At 68.3% G+C, this 14,882-nt stretch carries 12 protein-coding genes and 1 tRNA gene; 6 read left to right on the top strand and 7 right to left on the bottom strand.

Annotated elements, in window-relative coordinates; all coding sequences use genetic code 11:
* Positions 1 to 30 precede the first annotated feature (30 nt).
* The 3 genes from JOB34_RS03740 to JOB34_RS03730 form a co-directional block, all read right to left on the bottom strand.
* Positions 31 to 1,797, bottom strand: a complete 1,767-nt coding sequence (locus JOB34_RS03740; RefSeq protein WP_208051464.1) for a hypothetical protein — start codon at positions 1,795 to 1,797, stop codon at positions 31 to 33.
* Positions 1,766 to 2,314, bottom strand: coding sequence for a hypothetical protein (locus tag JOB34_RS03735; RefSeq protein WP_208051463.1), 549 nt, complete (start codon positions 2,312 to 2,314; stop codon positions 1,766 to 1,768). Before JOB34_RS03735 ends, JOB34_RS03740 begins: the two co-directional genes overlap by 32 nt.
* 160 nt (positions 2,315 to 2,474) lie before the next feature.
* A tRNA-Arg gene (locus JOB34_RS03730) sits at positions 2,475 to 2,547 on the bottom strand.
* Between the two features lie 224 nt (positions 2,548 to 2,771).
* On the opposite strand from JOB34_RS03730, the gene JOB34_RS03725 reads away from it, so the two are divergent.
* From JOB34_RS03725 to JOB34_RS03715, 3 genes are all read left to right on the top strand, one after another.
* Complete coding sequence (locus JOB34_RS03725; RefSeq protein ID WP_208051462.1) at positions 2,772 to 3,299, top strand: hypothetical protein; 528 nt, start codon at positions 2,772 to 2,774, stop codon at positions 3,297 to 3,299.
* 78 nt (positions 3,300 to 3,377) lie between these two features.
* The gene (locus tag JOB34_RS03720) at positions 3,378 to 4,211 is read left to right on the top strand and encodes an alpha/beta hydrolase (protein ID WP_208051461.1); all 834 of its coding nucleotides are present in this window, start codon (positions 3,378 to 3,380) and stop codon (positions 4,209 to 4,211) included.
* Positions 4,212 to 4,236: 25 nt separating this feature from the next.
* Positions 4,237 to 5,025 (top strand): enoyl-CoA hydratase family protein, encoded by a 789-nt coding sequence (locus tag JOB34_RS03715; RefSeq protein ID WP_208051460.1) that lies wholly within the window; start codon positions 4,237 to 4,239, stop codon positions 5,023 to 5,025.
* A 200-nt stretch (positions 5,026 to 5,225) separates the two neighbouring features.
* Here the strand turns inward: JOB34_RS03715 and JOB34_RS03710 are convergent, their stop codons facing one another.
* Positions 5,226 to 6,620: an AI-2E family transporter gene (locus JOB34_RS03710; protein ID WP_208051459.1), complete on the bottom strand. Its 1,395-nt coding sequence runs from the start codon at positions 6,618 to 6,620 to the stop codon at positions 5,226 to 5,228.
* A 536-nt stretch (positions 6,621 to 7,156) separates the two neighbouring features.
* Here JOB34_RS03710 and JOB34_RS18025 point away from each other — a divergent pair.
* The 3 genes from JOB34_RS18025 to JOB34_RS03695 are packed head-to-tail and all read left to right on the top strand — an operon-like array spanning position 7,157 to position 12,824.
* Positions 7,157 to 8,812: a VWA domain-containing protein gene (locus tag JOB34_RS18025; RefSeq protein ID WP_208051458.1), complete on the top strand. Its 1,656-nt coding sequence runs from the start codon at positions 7,157 to 7,159 to the stop codon at positions 8,810 to 8,812.
* A 42-nt stretch (positions 8,813 to 8,854) separates the two neighbouring features.
* Positions 8,855 to 12,613: an AAA family ATPase gene (locus JOB34_RS03700; RefSeq protein WP_208051457.1), complete on the top strand. Its 3,759-nt coding sequence runs from the start codon at positions 8,855 to 8,857 to the stop codon at positions 12,611 to 12,613.
* On the top strand, positions 12,606 to 12,824 hold the full coding sequence (locus JOB34_RS03695) for a hypothetical protein (protein ID WP_179479058.1): 219 nt from the start codon (positions 12,606 to 12,608) through the stop codon (positions 12,822 to 12,824). The genes JOB34_RS03700 and JOB34_RS03695 overlap by 8 nt, the downstream gene beginning before the upstream one ends.
* A 44-nt stretch (positions 12,825 to 12,868) precedes the next feature.
* On the opposite strand, the gene JOB34_RS03690 is transcribed toward JOB34_RS03695, so the two are convergent.
* From JOB34_RS03690 to JOB34_RS03680, 3 genes are all read right to left on the bottom strand, one after another.
* Positions 12,869 to 13,516 (bottom strand): SAF domain-containing protein, encoded by a 648-nt coding sequence (locus JOB34_RS03690; RefSeq protein ID WP_208051456.1) that lies wholly within the window; start codon positions 13,514 to 13,516, stop codon positions 12,869 to 12,871.
* Positions 13,513 to 14,352 (bottom strand): S-methyl-5'-thioadenosine phosphorylase, encoded by an 840-nt coding sequence (locus tag JOB34_RS03685; RefSeq protein WP_208051455.1) that lies wholly within the window; start codon positions 14,350 to 14,352, stop codon positions 13,513 to 13,515. Before JOB34_RS03685 ends, JOB34_RS03690 begins: the two co-directional genes overlap by 4 nt.
* A 103-nt stretch (positions 14,353 to 14,455) precedes the next feature.
* Positions 14,456 to 14,866 (bottom strand): FmdB family zinc ribbon protein, encoded by a 411-nt coding sequence (locus JOB34_RS03680; RefSeq protein ID WP_208051454.1) that lies wholly within the window; start codon positions 14,864 to 14,866, stop codon positions 14,456 to 14,458.
* Positions 14,867 to 14,882 lie beyond the last annotated feature (16 nt).

Here is a 14,882-nt window from a genome sequence, read left to right as displayed (position 1 = left end):
GCTTCTGCGAGTTAGTGCCTAACGCCGGATTTAGTCATGAAGATCGTCGTCTCTAATCTCCAAATAGGGACGGAAGGCGGGGTGGATGCGGTAGCGCATCGGACGCTTTCCTGATTCACTATTCCGAAGTGCCACCCGCGTTTTACGGCGCGACGCGACTTGACCCTCGACATATTCGAATTTTCCTTCAGTGACTTCAATGCCTAAAAAGGATGCTGACGTCAGCCACGCCCTAACAGGTTCAGCATCTCGGACCACTGCTCGGAGAGCCACATCTAACGCGTCGGCATCAAGAGTCGAGTCTAGCCCGGCAAATTCATATAGCACCTCCTCAAGATCGAACGAGTTTGCTTGACTTTCAACAAGCAGGGCCTCTATCGCAAATCGCGAATATTCTCTTTCTGCGTAAACAATATCGGACGCGTCGATGAGTGAGTGGTTCCGATTAATAGCTGTTGTCAGCGCAGCATTTGCAAAATAGATGAAGTCGCGTGGTCGGCGGAGAGTGCGCCATAAGAAGTAGTCGCGAACCCCCAATCCATGTACCTCGGAGCAAAATAGTTCAGTCCACATAGAGTCGGGGTGACGGGTTCTGCTGTTTGCCGAGTAGCGTTCTTCTAATACGCGGACGAGAAGTTGCTCATCTGACCAGTCGACTGTTCTTGCACCAATTTTGTCTGGCTCGCGTCCTTGGGCGTGAACGGCGTCGAGTATATCGGTACGGAGAAACACGGCCAAGGTGATGCGCAGCTCCGCTTCTCTAGAGGCCTTCGATCTTCCCAGTTCTTTTTCAATCCTGCCTGAAGCGACTAACAACGAAAGGATAAATCTCGATATGACACCTAGGTCTGCCCCGTGCTCCCAGCTTTTGTCCAGATTGTCAATCAAGATTGCGATGCGTCTGAAGGTTGTGGCTGCTTCGAGGGCAAGGCTATGAATTTTGTCCAGCTGATCGATGCGCAGCGATCGAGCGACAGTGTCGGGATCAGCAGCACTCGTACTCAGGCCGTCAGTCACTTTACCGACGGCACGTTCGAGTCGAATGGATAGGTCCTCTTGCTCCGACACTCCCGTCTGACGCAATATTTCTTGCAGGTCATCGATCTTTGTCTGTTCTTTGAGAGAGAGCGCTCGGCTCTCGCTATTCTTGATGACACAAAGCGCAACCTCGGTCTCTATGAGGTATATCCAGACAGTTGTCATGAAATACTCTGCGTGTCCTGACGTGGAAAATTGTTCCAGAGTCGAAATCAGGCCCGAAAGCTCATAAGAGGAAGGTTTCATCGGAATGACAAGGGTTTCGCGGTCGCGCATCAGTTCTGTAGCTACTTGCGACATAGTTGCAGTTTTGCCGGTCCCCTTTCTTCCGGCGAAAATTCGGGCGCTGCCATCCACTACTGCGGAGAATTCGCTAGTTTGAACAAAATAGTTTTGCAGCTCTTCGGTTTCGTACTCAGCCACGTATTGGCCGAAGCTCCGAATGGGCAGTTCAATGTCAAGCTCAAGTCGCCCAAGCCGCCGTTGGGTTCCGGCAGGCTTCGGGATGGATTCTAACCACGCTGTCACCTTTTCAATAAGCTCCACAGAGGTGTTGTATTGAAAAAGTAGATCACGGTAATCTAGTGGGGCGTCAAAGCCCGCCTGTACAACCATTAGAAGTGGAAGTTCCAGGCCGTGAGCAAATCCAGCGAGGAAAACTTGCTCGCGCGTTATGTTCGGACGACCGGCGACGTTGCGATCCAAGAAGATAAAGAACGACGGCTGATTATCGGTAAATCTCGCGAGCATAAAACTCAAGTGGCGCAATCATCAAGTCCTCGCTTGATGCCAAAATTGTTAAATGAGTTTGACGATCCAGAAATTTTGCTAAATTAGTTGCAGCAGTCAGCTTAATGGGTAAAGACGGCGCGAATACGGCATTCGCGGCTCGTGGACTAGCGCCGGCCAGAATAGTTTCAGCAAGCGGAGGGGTTTGACTGGGAGGGGCGGCCGCCAATTTAGAAATCAGCGTCTCTGCGCTTCCTCCATAATCTGTTCGCCCAATGGTTGTAAATATGGCTACATCCGACCACGCTCGAATTGCGCCCTCATCTGTTTCATCAAATGCAAGCCAGGTTGGTTTATTGCGGGCAACCGCGTAACCGAGCTCAAACAAAACGTTGAAGTTCATGGAACTTACTTCTGCCACTAGACCCGCACTCGCGTCGATGCGCGTAGTGATCGAATCAACTAAGACTTGACCACCAGTGAGGAGCTTCTCCCAACCAGTAGCTGGAACCCCACGGCCAGGCAGGCCCTCTACAACCTGCCGCATGGTCTCAGCTCGTAGCGGAGGCTGGGAAGCGTAGGCGAAAAAATGTCGGGTTGCTCGGCGCCGCTCATGGGTGGATGTTGTCACGGCTCTCGCACCCAGGGTGCGAGAGCCCATCGCGGGTTGGAAACGGTGATACATAATGGAAATTGATCTACATACGTGCCCCCGGCATGATTCGAACATGCGACACCCGCTTTAGGAGAGCGGTGCTCTATCCCCTGAGCTACGAGGGCGGGGATGGTCGGTTCGCGACGACGTACGACGCGTCGACCGGCGCTCGCCGCTGCGGAGCTGGCGCGCCGCAGGTTCGAGCGTCCCGATCGTAGCCGAGCGGTCACCGTTCGCCCGCGACGCACGGTGACCGCGGGCAGGGTCGGGCGGGGGCGTCGCATGGGACGCTGGAGCATGCACCCTGCCGATCGCCGGGCCGCCGGCGTACGAAGGTCGTGATGCTCTCGTGCCCGAGATCACCGACGAGATGCTGCTGCAGCTGACCGCTGCCGAACGCGGACGGCTGACCGCCCGACTGCAGGCGCTCGCTGTGGCCGACTACCACCCACCCACGAGGGTGGTGCGGGCGAGGCGGTGGTTCCCGCGGATCCTCGCCGCCTGTTGCGCGCTGCTCGTTCCCTGGATCGTCGTGCTGGCGGCCCGCCTGCCGCGGCACTACGTCGCCGGCCACTGGCAGGTGGTGTGGACCGGTTTCGACATCGCACTGTTCGGCGCGCTCGCCTGGGCGTCGTGGTCGCTGTGGCGCCGCCAGACGATCGCCATCGCGGCCACTATCGTCGCGGCCACGCTGCTGCTGTGCGACGCGTGGTTCGACGTCACCACCTCCGCGCCCGGCTCGGATCTGGCCATCAGCCTCGCGACCGCGTGTCTCATCGAGATCCCGCTCGCGGCGTGCCTGGTCTTCGTCTCCTACCGGGTGCGCTCGGTCACCGTCAGCCTGAGTCGGGGGCGCGTGCCGACGTCCCGTCGCTGACGTGCAGCGCATGGAGTCTCGCCGGCCCGGGTACACGACGACGTAACCGCAGGACAGCGACAAGGAGGCTTCATCGCCATGACCACCGTGACCGCAAGCTCCGGGATCCTGGGCAAGACCAACCTGTACGTCGAGGACTCCGGTGGCGAGGGCCGCCCCGTCGTCCTGATCCACGGCTGGCCGTTGTCGGGGGAGTCCTGGTCCGGCCAGGTGCCCGCGCTGCAGGAGGCCGGTTACCGCACGATCTTCTACGACCGCCGCGGTTTCGGGCGCAGTGACAAACCCAAGACCGGCTACGGATACGACACGCTCGCCGAGGACCTGGACGCTGTCCTCACCGAGCTCGATGCACGCGACGCCACGCTCGTCGGGTTCTCGATGGGTGGCGGCGAGGTGGCCCGCTACGTCGTGAAGTACGGCGAGAGCCGGCTGCGGAGTGTCGTGTTCGCCTCCGCCGTACCGCCGTTCATGCTGCAGGGCAGTGACAACCCCGACGGTCCACTCACCAAGGCCGCCGCCGCGCAGATGACCGCGCAGTTGACGAAGAACCAGGACACCTTCTACGACGAGTTGACCACGCAGTTCTTCTCGGCGAACGGCGAGCTGAAGGTGACCGAGGCCGCGCGGCAGGACGCGCTGCGGATGGCCGGTCAGGCCAGCAAGCTCGCTGCCCTGCAGTGCATGACGTCGTTCGGCACGACCGACTTCCGAGACGACCTGCCGAAAGTCACCGTGCCGACGCTCGTCATCCACGGCGACGCCGACGGCACTGTGCCGTTCGAAGGGTCCGGCAAGCGCACCCACCAGGCGATCACGCAGAGCCGGCTGCACGTCATCGAGGGTGCGCCGCACGGGGCGAACGTGAGCCACGAGGCCGAGTTCAACGAGGCGCTGCTCGAGTTCCTGGCCTGAGCGCTCCTCGGGTCACAATGGCCCGATGACCGACTCCGCGCAGCCCACCGACCCGCCCGCACTCGTCACATACGACGTGTCCGGGCGGGTCGCGCGTGTCACCCTCGACTCGCCCCGCAACCGCAACGCGCTCAGCACCCGCCTGCTCGACGAATTGCTGCAGGCGCTGGAGAGCGGGGCGGAGGACGAGTCGGTGCGGGTCGTCGTCCTCGGGCACACCGGCGGCACCTTCTGCGCCGGAGTGGACCTGAACGAAGTCACCGGCGAGGACGACCCGAACACCGCCCGGGGGATCCGCCTGACCTCCGTGATGCGGGCGATCGCCGCGCACCGCTGCCCGGTGGTCGGGCAGATCGACGGGCACGTACGCGCGGGCGGGGTAGGCCTGGTCGCCGCGTGCGACCTGGTGGTCGCCGGCCCCAAGTCGACCTTCGCATTGACCGAATCGCGGCTCGGACTCGCGGCGTTCGCCATCTCCCTCACCGTGTTGCCACGCCTCACGAGCCGGGCGGCCGCGCGCTACTTCCTCACCGGTGAGACGTTCGACGCGGCAATGGCGCGCGAGATCGGTCTGGTGACCGAAGCCGCGGAGGATGCCGCAGCGGGTGCCGGCGGGCTGGTCGAGCGCCTTACGCAGGCGTCACCGCAGGGGCTCGCGGAGTCCAAGGCGCTGGTGAACCGCCAGCTCCTGGCCCGTTTCGACCACGACCGCGAGTGGGCCATCGAGCAGTCCGCGCGGCTCTTCGCCTCGTCCGAGGCACGCGAGGGGATGGCCGCGTTCCTCGCGAAGCGGCCGCCGAGCTGGCTGGCCTGACGTCTCGTCGCCCACCCGTGCGTTTGGGACCGAGCGGGCCGAAACGACGGCTGGCGACCAGCGGCGGGCGCTGGTTCGGGTCCAGGCGGGCCGAAACGAGCGCCGCGTGGTCCCTTATGTGGGAGGGGATGGCTCCCTGCGCTCCATACGGGCGCCGCGCGGTCCGTTGTGCGGGAGCGCGGGGCGCCTAGCCAGGTGCGCTAGTCGTCTTTCAGGGTGTCGGCCACGTCCGGGTCGACCGTCCCGCGAGAGGCGTCGGGTTTCGAACGACGGACCCGACCGAGCAGCGCACCCACGCGACCAGTCGACTCCTCCTGCGCGTCGGGCCGACCTGACCGCCACCGCTTCGCCATCACGATCCCGTGCTTCTCGCCGGCTTCGGCGGCCATCACTCCCTCGGGTGTGATGGGTTCCAGCTGGTCGGCGTGCACGTCGCCGGTGCGCAGGTCGATCTGCTCGTTCATGTAACGGAAGATCACCGTCACGGTGGCGGCGACCGGCACGGCGAGGAACGCGCCGGTGATCCCGAACTCGTCACCTCCGAACGCCACCGACAGCAGCACCACGCCGGGGTGCAGCTCCATCGATCGGCTCTGGAAGATCGGCGACAGGATGTGCCCCTCGAGCTGTTGCACCAGCACGATGACGCCCAGCAGGATCAGCGCCTTGGTCAGCCCGACCGTCACGAGCGCGACCAGCACTGCGATGGCACCGGCCACGAACGCGCCGACGATCGGGATGAAGCCGCCGAAGAACGTCAGGACGACCAGCGGCAGCGCGAGCGGCACCTGCAGCACCCACAGGCCGATGCCGATGCAGATCGAGTCGATCGCGCTGACGATGGCCTGGGCCCGGATGAAGCCGCCGAGCGTGCTGTAGGCCCGGGACAGCGCCTCGGTCATGTGGGAACCGGCGCCGCGACCGGCGATCCGGCGGACGAAGGGCAGGAAACGCGGCCCGTCCTTGATGAAGAAGAAGGTCAGCACGATGGCGACCAGCAGAGAGACCAGGACCTGCGTGGCGATGGTCGCTCCGGAGAGCACGCCGTTGGCGATCTTGTCCCCGCTGGTCTGCAGCTTGCCGGTCAGTTGCTTCACGGCGCTGTTGAGCTGGGTGGACGACAGGTTGAAGGGCGCCTCGCTGAGCCGGCTCTGCAGGTCGTGCACACCGGCCACGGCCTTGTCGGTCAGGTCGCCCCACTGCGAACTCACGGTGGTGCCGATGAGGGTGAAGACCCCGCCCAGGACCACGAACATCCCGATCATCGTGCTCGCCGCGGCCAGCGCCGGGGGGAAGCCCTTGCTGCGCAGCCACCGGGCCGGCGGCCACAGCACGGTGGACAGGATGAGCGCCAGGATGACCGGGAGCAGCGCGCTCCAGAAGATCCCGATGACCTTGAACGCCACCCAGATGCCGGCGGCGATAATTACCATCCGCAGCGACCAGCTGGCGCTCCAGCGCAGCCCAGCGCTGATCACCTGGGAGCGGTCCACCCCGACGTTCGGGGAGCGGTCGATCGCGTCCTGGCGGGTGGTGTCGGTGCGTTCCTCGACATTCGGTCTCTCCAGGGACGCCGGACTCGGCCTCTGCGTCATGATGTGCCCTTCGTCGAGGTCGTGACCAGGTCACGTACGGCTGGGCCCCACCCAACCAGGTCAGGTCCATTGTGACTGCAGGGGAGGCTTCTGCAGATCGCCTACGCGCGTGGATACGCCCGGGTAACCTCGGAACGACCATGGCAGGCGACAACGATCCCGAGCGTCCTTCGGACTCCCGCTGGCCACGTCGAGGTCCGCGTTCCTCCGGGCGCGGGCCGACGGACGAGCCGCAGGAGCGCGACGAGACGGCACCGGGCCGTCCGGGCGCAGTTCAGCGTCCGAACGCGGCACCGGGGCGGCCGCCTGCCGCGAAAGCACCGGCACCCTCTGGCAGCACGACGGCACGCCCGAGGCCCGCTGCCCCGCGCCCACGGCCGTCGGTCGGAGGCGCGACTCCGGCGTCGGCCGGTAGGTCGGGACGTCCGGGGCCTTCTGCCCGACCTGCCGGGTCCACCCGCCCGGTCGTCACGGGCGCGTCCCGGGCCGTCCTCTCTGCCGATGCATCGACGGCGTCCAGCGCGGCCGGGGGTGGCGTGTCCGGAGCGACCGTCGCCGGGGGCGGCGGGCGGCAGGGTCCCGTGGGCAAGGTCGCCAGGCTCGGCGTCCTCGCCCTGATCCTGGTGGTGGTGATCGCCGGGGCGTTGGTGTGGCATTACGGCCAAGGAAGCAGCAGCGTGGCCAGTGCGTGCCCGAAGAAGAGCCAGGTGAAGGTCGCGGTGCCCGACGAGATGTACAGCCTCGTCCTCGACCAGGCTCGCGCTGCCGAGGAGGCAGGCGGGTGCGCGGCGTACACCGTGGTGGACGAACCCGCCGGCCAGGTCGCCCAGCAGATCACGTCCGGCGGCGACAGCGTGCCGGATGTGTGGATCCCCGACAGCCCGATCTGGGTCGATGACGTTTCGAGCAGGCTGGGCAGCGGATGGGTCACCCAGGGCGGCACGATCGCGACCAGTCCGGTGGTCTTCGCCGTGCCGAAGAGCCTGCAGGGCATCCGCAAGTACAACAAGAAGACCGACTGGCGCACCATCTTCGCGTCCGGGCTGCCGATCAGCGTCAGTGACCCGGTCGACTCATCGACCACCATCTCCGCCGCCGCGACCGCCGAGCAGGTGACCAGCAATGTCAAGCAGCGCAACACGTTCTTCAAGAGCCTGATCACGCTCAGCAGGAGCTCGCAGACGCCGCGCGCCCTGCAGGACAAGGCGACAAAGGGGTCCTCGCAGGCCCGCATGTACCCCGCGACGGAGCAGCAGGTGCTCACGTTCAACCGCGCGCACCCGACGCAGAAGTTGCTGACGTTCACTCCCCGTCAGGGAGCTCCCCAGCTGGAGTACCAGTGGGTGGTGCCCGTGAAGTCGGACGCCCCCGACGCGAAGGTCCTGAGCGCCCTGTACGAGCGGCTGACCTCACCGGGCGTCAAACGCCAGCTCGTCGCCGCCGGTTTCCGGGTGCCGGACGCCGCCGCGCCGAGCCCGGCGGCCCTCCCGAGTTACGCCAAGATGATCTCCCAGCCCAGCAGCTCGGAGTCGGTGCTCGCGGTCAAGGACTACAACGAACTCGCCAAGGACGCGCGGATGCTGGTCCTGCTCGACGTGTCCGGGTCGATGACCGCTCCGATCGCCCAGGGGCAGAGTCGGATCGAGCTGCTGGAGCAGTTCAGCATCGGTGCACTCGACGCGCTGCCGCCGACCACGAAGATCGGAGCGTGGGCGTTCTCCACCAACCTGGTCGGCTCTCAACCCTGGCTCGACGAGTCCGGCGGCATCGAGTCGATCGCGCACACCCCCGCCGGCGACGCCTTCAAGGCCAACCTGAAGGCCGCCGTGAAGACCCTGCCCGACCTGGTGGTCCGCAACGGTGACACCGCGCTCTACGACAGCACCTGGGCGGCGTACCAGCGGGTGAGCGCCTCGTACGATCCTCGCTACGTCAACTCCGTGGTCATCCTGACCGACGGGGCCAACGACAACCCTGCCGGCGGTCTCAGCCTGCAGCAGCTCGTCAGCAAGCTGCGCGGCGCCTACAACCCCGCCAAACCGGTCAAGATCGTCGCCATCGGGATCGGCGACCAGATCGACAAGTCCGCGCTCGACACGATGGCGTCCGCGACCAACGGACTGTCCTACCAGGCGCGCACCCCCCAGGACGTCACGAACGTCTTCTTGGACGCCTACCTCAAACGCGGCTAGTGCGGGGCGTCGTCGAGGCCACCGCACCGTTAGCCTGTCGTGGTGACAGACGTCGAGACCGGCACGGACGAATCAGCCCGCACCGCACTGGTTTCGAAGGCGGCCAAAGCCTGGCAGGAGCAGCTGTCCGCCATCGGCGGGCCGAACTCGCTGCTGTGGGACGCCGGCACCGTCACTGACCAGCGGATCGATCTGACCACCGCGCATCCGGCGGGGATGGCCCGTCTGCTGTCCTCCGGCACCGTCCGCTTCTCAGAGCTCTTCCGCGAGCCGGCTGCCCGCGAGCGGGTGCTGGAGCAGGGCCGCGGCGTCGCGCACCTCGCGGCCCGCCTGTACGACGACTTCGGGCTCACCTCTTGCCATCTGGCCGTCGGCATCGCGAGCTGGTCCTGGGCGGGCGCCGACCGCACCCCGCACGCACCGGTGCTGCTGCGCACCTGCACGTTGCGGCCGGTCGCCGATGATCTGCACCTGGTCGTCTCCGACCGGGTCGAGGTCAACCCGGTGCTCGTCGCGACCCTCACCGCCCTCGGCGTGGACCTGAACACCCGGGCCGTCCTGGACGCGGTCGCGCTCGGCAGCAACTTCGACCCACGCGCGGCGTACGACGTCATGCGCGCCGCCTGCGCGGGGCTGCTGGACTTCCGCATCGAGCCCCGCCTGACGGTGGGTGTCTTCAGCCGTTTCAAGCTGCCGTTGATGCGCGACCTGCCCGATCAGGCGACGACGCTCGCGCAGGGACACGTCGTGCCCGCGCTCGCCGGCGACCCGCAGGAGATGGACGAGGTCGGGGCACTGCCGCCGGAATACAGCGAGCACGACCCCAGGGACGAGTGGCTCGCGCTCGACCTGGACTCCACCCAGCAGGAGGTCGTTGACGCCGTCGTCGCCGGTGCGAACCTGTGCGTGCTCGGCGCCGCCGGCACCGGCAAGACGCACACGGTGGCCGCCCTCATCACGTCGATGGCGGCACAAGGTCGGCGGGCCCTCTTCGTCTCGCACGCCCGGGCGAGTATCGACGACGTGCAACAGCACCTGGCCGGGGCCGGCCTCACCGATGTGATGCTCGACCTCGGACGTGCGGACCGCACACCCGAGCAGGTGCTCCAGCACCTGCGGGACGTGCTGCACGCCTCGTCGGGATCGGCCGAACGGGTGCCCGCGCTCGATGTGGACGTCGCAGCACTGCGCTCGCGCGTGCAGCAGCACTACGCGCTCATGCACGAACCCCTCGACCCGTGGGGGGTGACCCTGGACGAGGCACAGGATCAGCTCACCCGGCTCAGCCGTCGCACCCCGCCGCCGCGGTCTCGGGTGCGGCTCACCGGCGACGCGTTGACCGGCATCGGGGGCGTCCGTCGACGCAACGACTTGCAGCAGCAGCTGGCGGCCGTGGTCGCAGGCGGCGCCTGGTCGACCACGGGGGAGACCGACGCCTGGTACGGCGCGCGCCTGGTCGGTGCCAGCCAGACCGAACGTGCCCAGGAGATCGTCGAGCGGCTCTCCGGCGGAGGGCTCGCGACCCACCAGGCGCCATGGGAGGAGCTCTGCGCCGACCTGGGGCTGCCCGCGCCGACGAGCCTGGTGGCCGAGGAGGAGCTGCTCGAGCTGCTGCGGCAGGTGCACCAGACGCTCGAGGTGTTCCAGACGGAGATCTTCGACGCGCCGCTGGACGACATGGTCACCGCCACCACCGGTCGCCGCGAGCGCACCGGCGTCGAGCAGCGCGTGGGCGCGCTGGAGCGCCGGCGGCTCGAACGACAGGCCCGCGCCTTGTTGCGCCCCGGTGCGCCGCCGCGCGATCTGCACGCGGTGCTGGTGCGCGCCCGCGACCAACGCCAGCAGTGGCGTGCGGCTGCCGGACCCGGAGCCCGCCCGGCGACCCGCACGAGCGTGCCCGAGCTGGCGCGCCGGGTCGAGGAGCTGCGCGGAGAGCTGGAGTGGCTGGGCGAGCGTCTGGCGGACACGCCGGACGGGGGCGAACTGCTCGAGATGGACTACCAGGCGCTTCAGGAACGACTGGAGCTGCTCGCCGCCCAGCCCACGCGTCTGCAGGCCGCGGCGGCGTCCCTGCCGACCCTGGACCGGCTGCGGGACGTCGGGCTCGGGGACCTTCTCGCCGACCTCGCGTCGCGGCACGTGCAGGCTGCGGATGCCGCGCAGGAGCTGGAGTTCGTGTGGTGGGCATCGATCGTGAACCATGTCGCCGCGTCCATCCCGGCGTACGAGGAGGGCACCGGAGACCAGGTGCGCGGGACGGCGCAGGCGTACGCCGGCGCCGACAGCCGCCACCTCAGCCTCGGGGCCGCCCGGTTGCGGGCCACGATCGCCGCGCAGCGCGCGGCGGCCGAGCGTGACCTGCCGGAACAGGTGGGGTCCCTCGAGCGCCATTCCGGGCGCGTCGGTGAGTTGCTCCGGGTGGCACCGGAGCTCACGACGGCGCTCGCGCCCTGCTGGGCCATGTCACCCCTCGCGGTGCCCACGCACCTGCCCGCCGGGCTCTGGTTCGACGCCGTCATCGTCGACGACGCGTCGGCGGTGTGGACCGCGCACGCCGTACCGGCGATCGCCCGGGGGGCGCAGCTGGTCGTCTTCGGCGACCCGGCCGGTGCCGCGCCCGCGCCGTTCCCCACCGGCCCTGCCGCACGCGGCGGCGACGTGCTGCTCGACCGCGCGCGTGAGCTCTTCCCCGTATGCGCCCTCGGCACCCACTACCGCTCCTTCGACGAGCGGCTGTTCGGTTTCGCGGCGTCCCGGGTCTACGACGAGGAGATCGTCACCTTCCCCGCGGCCGACCGGTCCGGCGGCCTGCGCCTGGACGTGGTGGGCGACGCCCGCTACGACGACGGCACGTCACCGGGCGAGGTGGAGCACGTCGTGCAGGTCCTGCTGGACCAGGTGCGCGCCCGCCCGCAGGAGAGCATCGGGGTCGTGTCCTTCGACGCCCGCCATGCGGAACGGATCCGCGCGGCGCTGCGCACCGCTGCGGGCGACGCTGCCTCGGCCGCGCTGCTCGGTCGATGCGTCGTGACCACCGCGGACCGCGCGCTCGGGCTGGTGCGTGACGCAGTCGTCGTGGCGGTCGGGTTCGGACGGGACGCGCGCGGACGGGTGCCGCAGCGTCTCGGTGCGGTGAGCGAGGGGGGCGGCGAGCGGCTCGTCACCACCGCGATGAGCCGGGCCCGTCGCCGCATCGTGGTGGTGTCGGGCGTGTCCGGGGAGGATCTGGATCCTTCGGCGCTGCGCTCCCGCGGCGCCCTGCTGCTGCGCGACTACCTGCTCTATGCCGCGTCCGGCGGGTCCGGGCGACGGATCACGCGCGGTGACGACGCTGCCGCTCCGTCCCCGTCCGGCACGCCGGGGCGCAGGCGACGTACGGCGTCGACCGGCAGCGTGCTCGACGCGCCGTCGGCGCCGCAGGGCTCCCCGGTCGATCTCTCGGTGACGGTCGTCGACCTGGCACGCCGTCTCGGCGCCGAGGGGCTGACGGTGCACACCGGGCACGGTCTCGGCGATCCGCGCATCGACCTGGTCGTGGAGGATCCGGGGCGCCGCGGAGACCTGCTGGTCGCGATCGAGACCGACGGAGCCGCGTACGCGTCGCAGCCCTACGCCCGCGACCGCGAGCGCATCCGGCCCGCTCAGCTGCGGGCCCGCGGCTGGAGCCACGAACGGGTGCTCACGCGTGACCTCTTCCGCGACCCCGCCAAGGAGGTCGCCCGGTTGGTGCGCGCGGTGAACGCGGCGTCGGCCCGGCGGAACGCGGTGCCCGGACTGTCGCCGCAACGGAGCGATGACTGAGCGACGACGCCGCCCTCGGCGTGCCGTGCGGCCGCCGACCGCGGCCCCGCGTGAGCGACCCGCGGAGCCGGCCGACGACTTCGCGGTGTCCGCGGACGATCAGGACGAAGGCTGGGCCGGATCGGGCGAGGCGGCTCGCACGTCGTCCGGCGAGCCCGACGACCGGGACGAGCGCTGGTGGCGCGAGCAACGCCCACCGCACTGGGAGTAGCGCGTCGAGCTCTCGCTGCAGGCGCCGGGATCCCGGCGCGTGCTTCAGGCCGCGGGGTGCAGCACGACGGTCAGTTGGGTGCCGGCAGTCCGTGAGGTCACGGTCTCGGCAGCGATCCGCGCGGCGACCGACGTCGGGGCGCTCACCCAGATCTCACCCGATGATGTGCTGGGCGCGGTCGGGGCCTGTGTGACCAGGAGCACCAGGAGGTCCGCACCCACCGACCCTGTCGCCCCCAGCACGTCGATGCGGTCACCCGCGCGCAGCAGCCGGGTCAGCATCGGGTCGGCCACCGGCACGGACACCACGACGTCACCGGCGCGTACGCCGGGCCATCGACGACCGGTACGCACCCGGGAGGCGGTCACCGGCTCGCCTGCGGCGATCACACCGGTGGTGACCGATCCCTGGGCCGCCGAGCGAGGGAGTGCTCCCGCAAGGCCGGCTCCGGCGGGCCAGGCACGCTCGCGCAGATCGCCCGGCTCCACGACGTGGCCTGCCGGCAGCTCGTGCGCAGCGACGATGATCGAGCCCGATGCGGCGGCGGGTCCTTGCAGCGCACCCCACCCGAGCAGGCCGGCGACCAGCAGCAGGCCGGCGCTCGCGACGCGGCGGCCGCGGGCACGCCGCCACGCAGCAGCACGGCCGGGTCCGCGCCAGGCCGGCGGCAGCAGGGCGTGCACGCGGTTCACGGCAGGGTGAAGGGCAGCGACAGTCCGTCGAGCGCGCGGCGGCAGCCGCACGTGGCGTCTGCGTCGGAGACGGCCGCGGGCATCCGGGCGATGGTGTCCATCAGCAGCGACTTCAGCCCCTCGATGTTGCGCTCGAAGACCCGCAGCACCTCGGTGTGGCTGACGGCCTCGCCCGAGTCGACCCCGGCGTCGAGGTCGGTGACCAGGCACACGGAGGTGAAGCACATGGCCAGCTCCCGCGCGATCGCAGCCTCCGGCATGCCCGTCATACCGACCACGCTCCACCCCGCAGCCTGGTGCCACAGGGACTCGGCCCGGGTGGAGAAGCGCGGGCCGTTGATGACGACCATCGTGCCGCCGTCGACCAGGTCGAGTCCTGGCGCGGCGGAGTCCGGCGAGCCCAACACGGCCGAACGCCCGTGCGGGCAGTACGGATCCGCGAGGCCGACGTGCACCACGGTGCCCGGCTCGTCGTAGACGGTCTGGTCGCGGCCGTAGGTGCGGTCGACGACCTGGTCGGGGACGACGACGGTGCCGGGCCCCTGCTCACGGATCAGTGAGCCGACGGCGCACGGCGCGAGCACCTGACGCACCCCGACCGACCGCAGCGCCCACAGATTGGCGCGGTAGTTGAGCCGGTGCGGCGGGTAACGGTGACCCTGCCCGTGCCGGGCGAGGAAGGCGACCCGCCGACCGCCGACGTCGCCGATCACGATGTCGTCGGTCGGGTCGCCGAACGGGGTGGTCACCTTGACGTGCTCGGTGTCCTCCAGGAAGGAGTAGAAGCCCGAGCCGCCGATGACGCCGAGGTCGGCAGGGGCTGCAGCTGTAGTCATGGCCGCACGCTATCCACTGTGTGCGGCCGCGCGACCGGTCGGGCGTGGCGGTGTGGGCAACCGGGCGCCCGCGGCGGGGGTGTGGAAAAGGGGCGCGAGCCGGTCAGGAGGCGGGCTTGGAGCCCGCGCTGCTGCCGGAACCGGAGGAGGACCCCGTGGAGCCGGTGGAGCCCGACGCGGGCTTCGACGAGGACGACGAAGACGACGAGTCGGAGGATCCCGAGGACGAGGAGGACGAGGAGTCCTTGGACTTGGCAGTGGGGGCATCGGACGACGTGCTGCCCTCGGAGGAGCTGCTCGAGGCGCTCGCGGAGCTGGCCGCTTTCTTCTTGTCGGCGTCGCGGCTGTCGTTGCGGTAGAAGCCCGAACCCTTGAAGACCACGCCGACCGAGCCCCACACCTTGCGCAGGTTTCCGCCGCAGTTGGGACAGATGCTCAGGGCGTCGTCGGTGAAGGCCTGCGAGATGTCGAACGCGTGACCGCAGTCCTTGCACGCGTATGAGTAGGTGGGCACGGGCGCCAAGTCTAGG

The organism is Allobranchiibius sp. GilTou38 (assembly GCF_017565325.1).
Classification (GTDB): domain Bacteria; phylum Actinomycetota; class Actinomycetes; order Actinomycetales; family Dermatophilaceae; genus Allobranchiibius; species Allobranchiibius huperziae.
Note: the sequence above shows the minus strand (reverse complement) of the source record. Positions and strands in the feature narration are given on the sequence as shown.

Excerpts from the sequence above, each read along its gene's own strand:
- JOB34_RS03735 (WP_208051463.1), bottom strand. The coding sequence starts at position 2,314 with ATGCGGCAGGTTGTAGAGGGCCTGCCTGGCCGTGGGGTTCCAGCTACT.
- JOB34_RS03720 (WP_208051461.1), top strand. The coding sequence starts at position 3,378 with ATGACCACCGTGACCGCAAGCTCCGGGATCCTGGGCAAGACCAACCTG.
- JOB34_RS03715 (WP_208051460.1), top strand. The coding sequence starts at position 4,237 with ATGACCGACTCCGCGCAGCCCACCGACCCGCCCGCACTCGTCACATAC.
- JOB34_RS03710 (WP_208051459.1), bottom strand. The coding sequence starts at position 6,620 with ATGACGCAGAGGCCGAGTCCGGCGTCCCTGGAGAGACCGAATGTCGAG.
- JOB34_RS03695 (WP_179479058.1), top strand. The coding sequence starts at position 12,606 with ATGACTGAGCGACGACGCCGCCCTCGGCGTGCCGTGCGGCCGCCGACC.
- JOB34_RS03685 (WP_208051455.1), bottom strand. The coding sequence starts at position 14,352 with ATGACTACAGCTGCAGCCCCTGCCGACCTCGGCGTCATCGGCGGCTCG.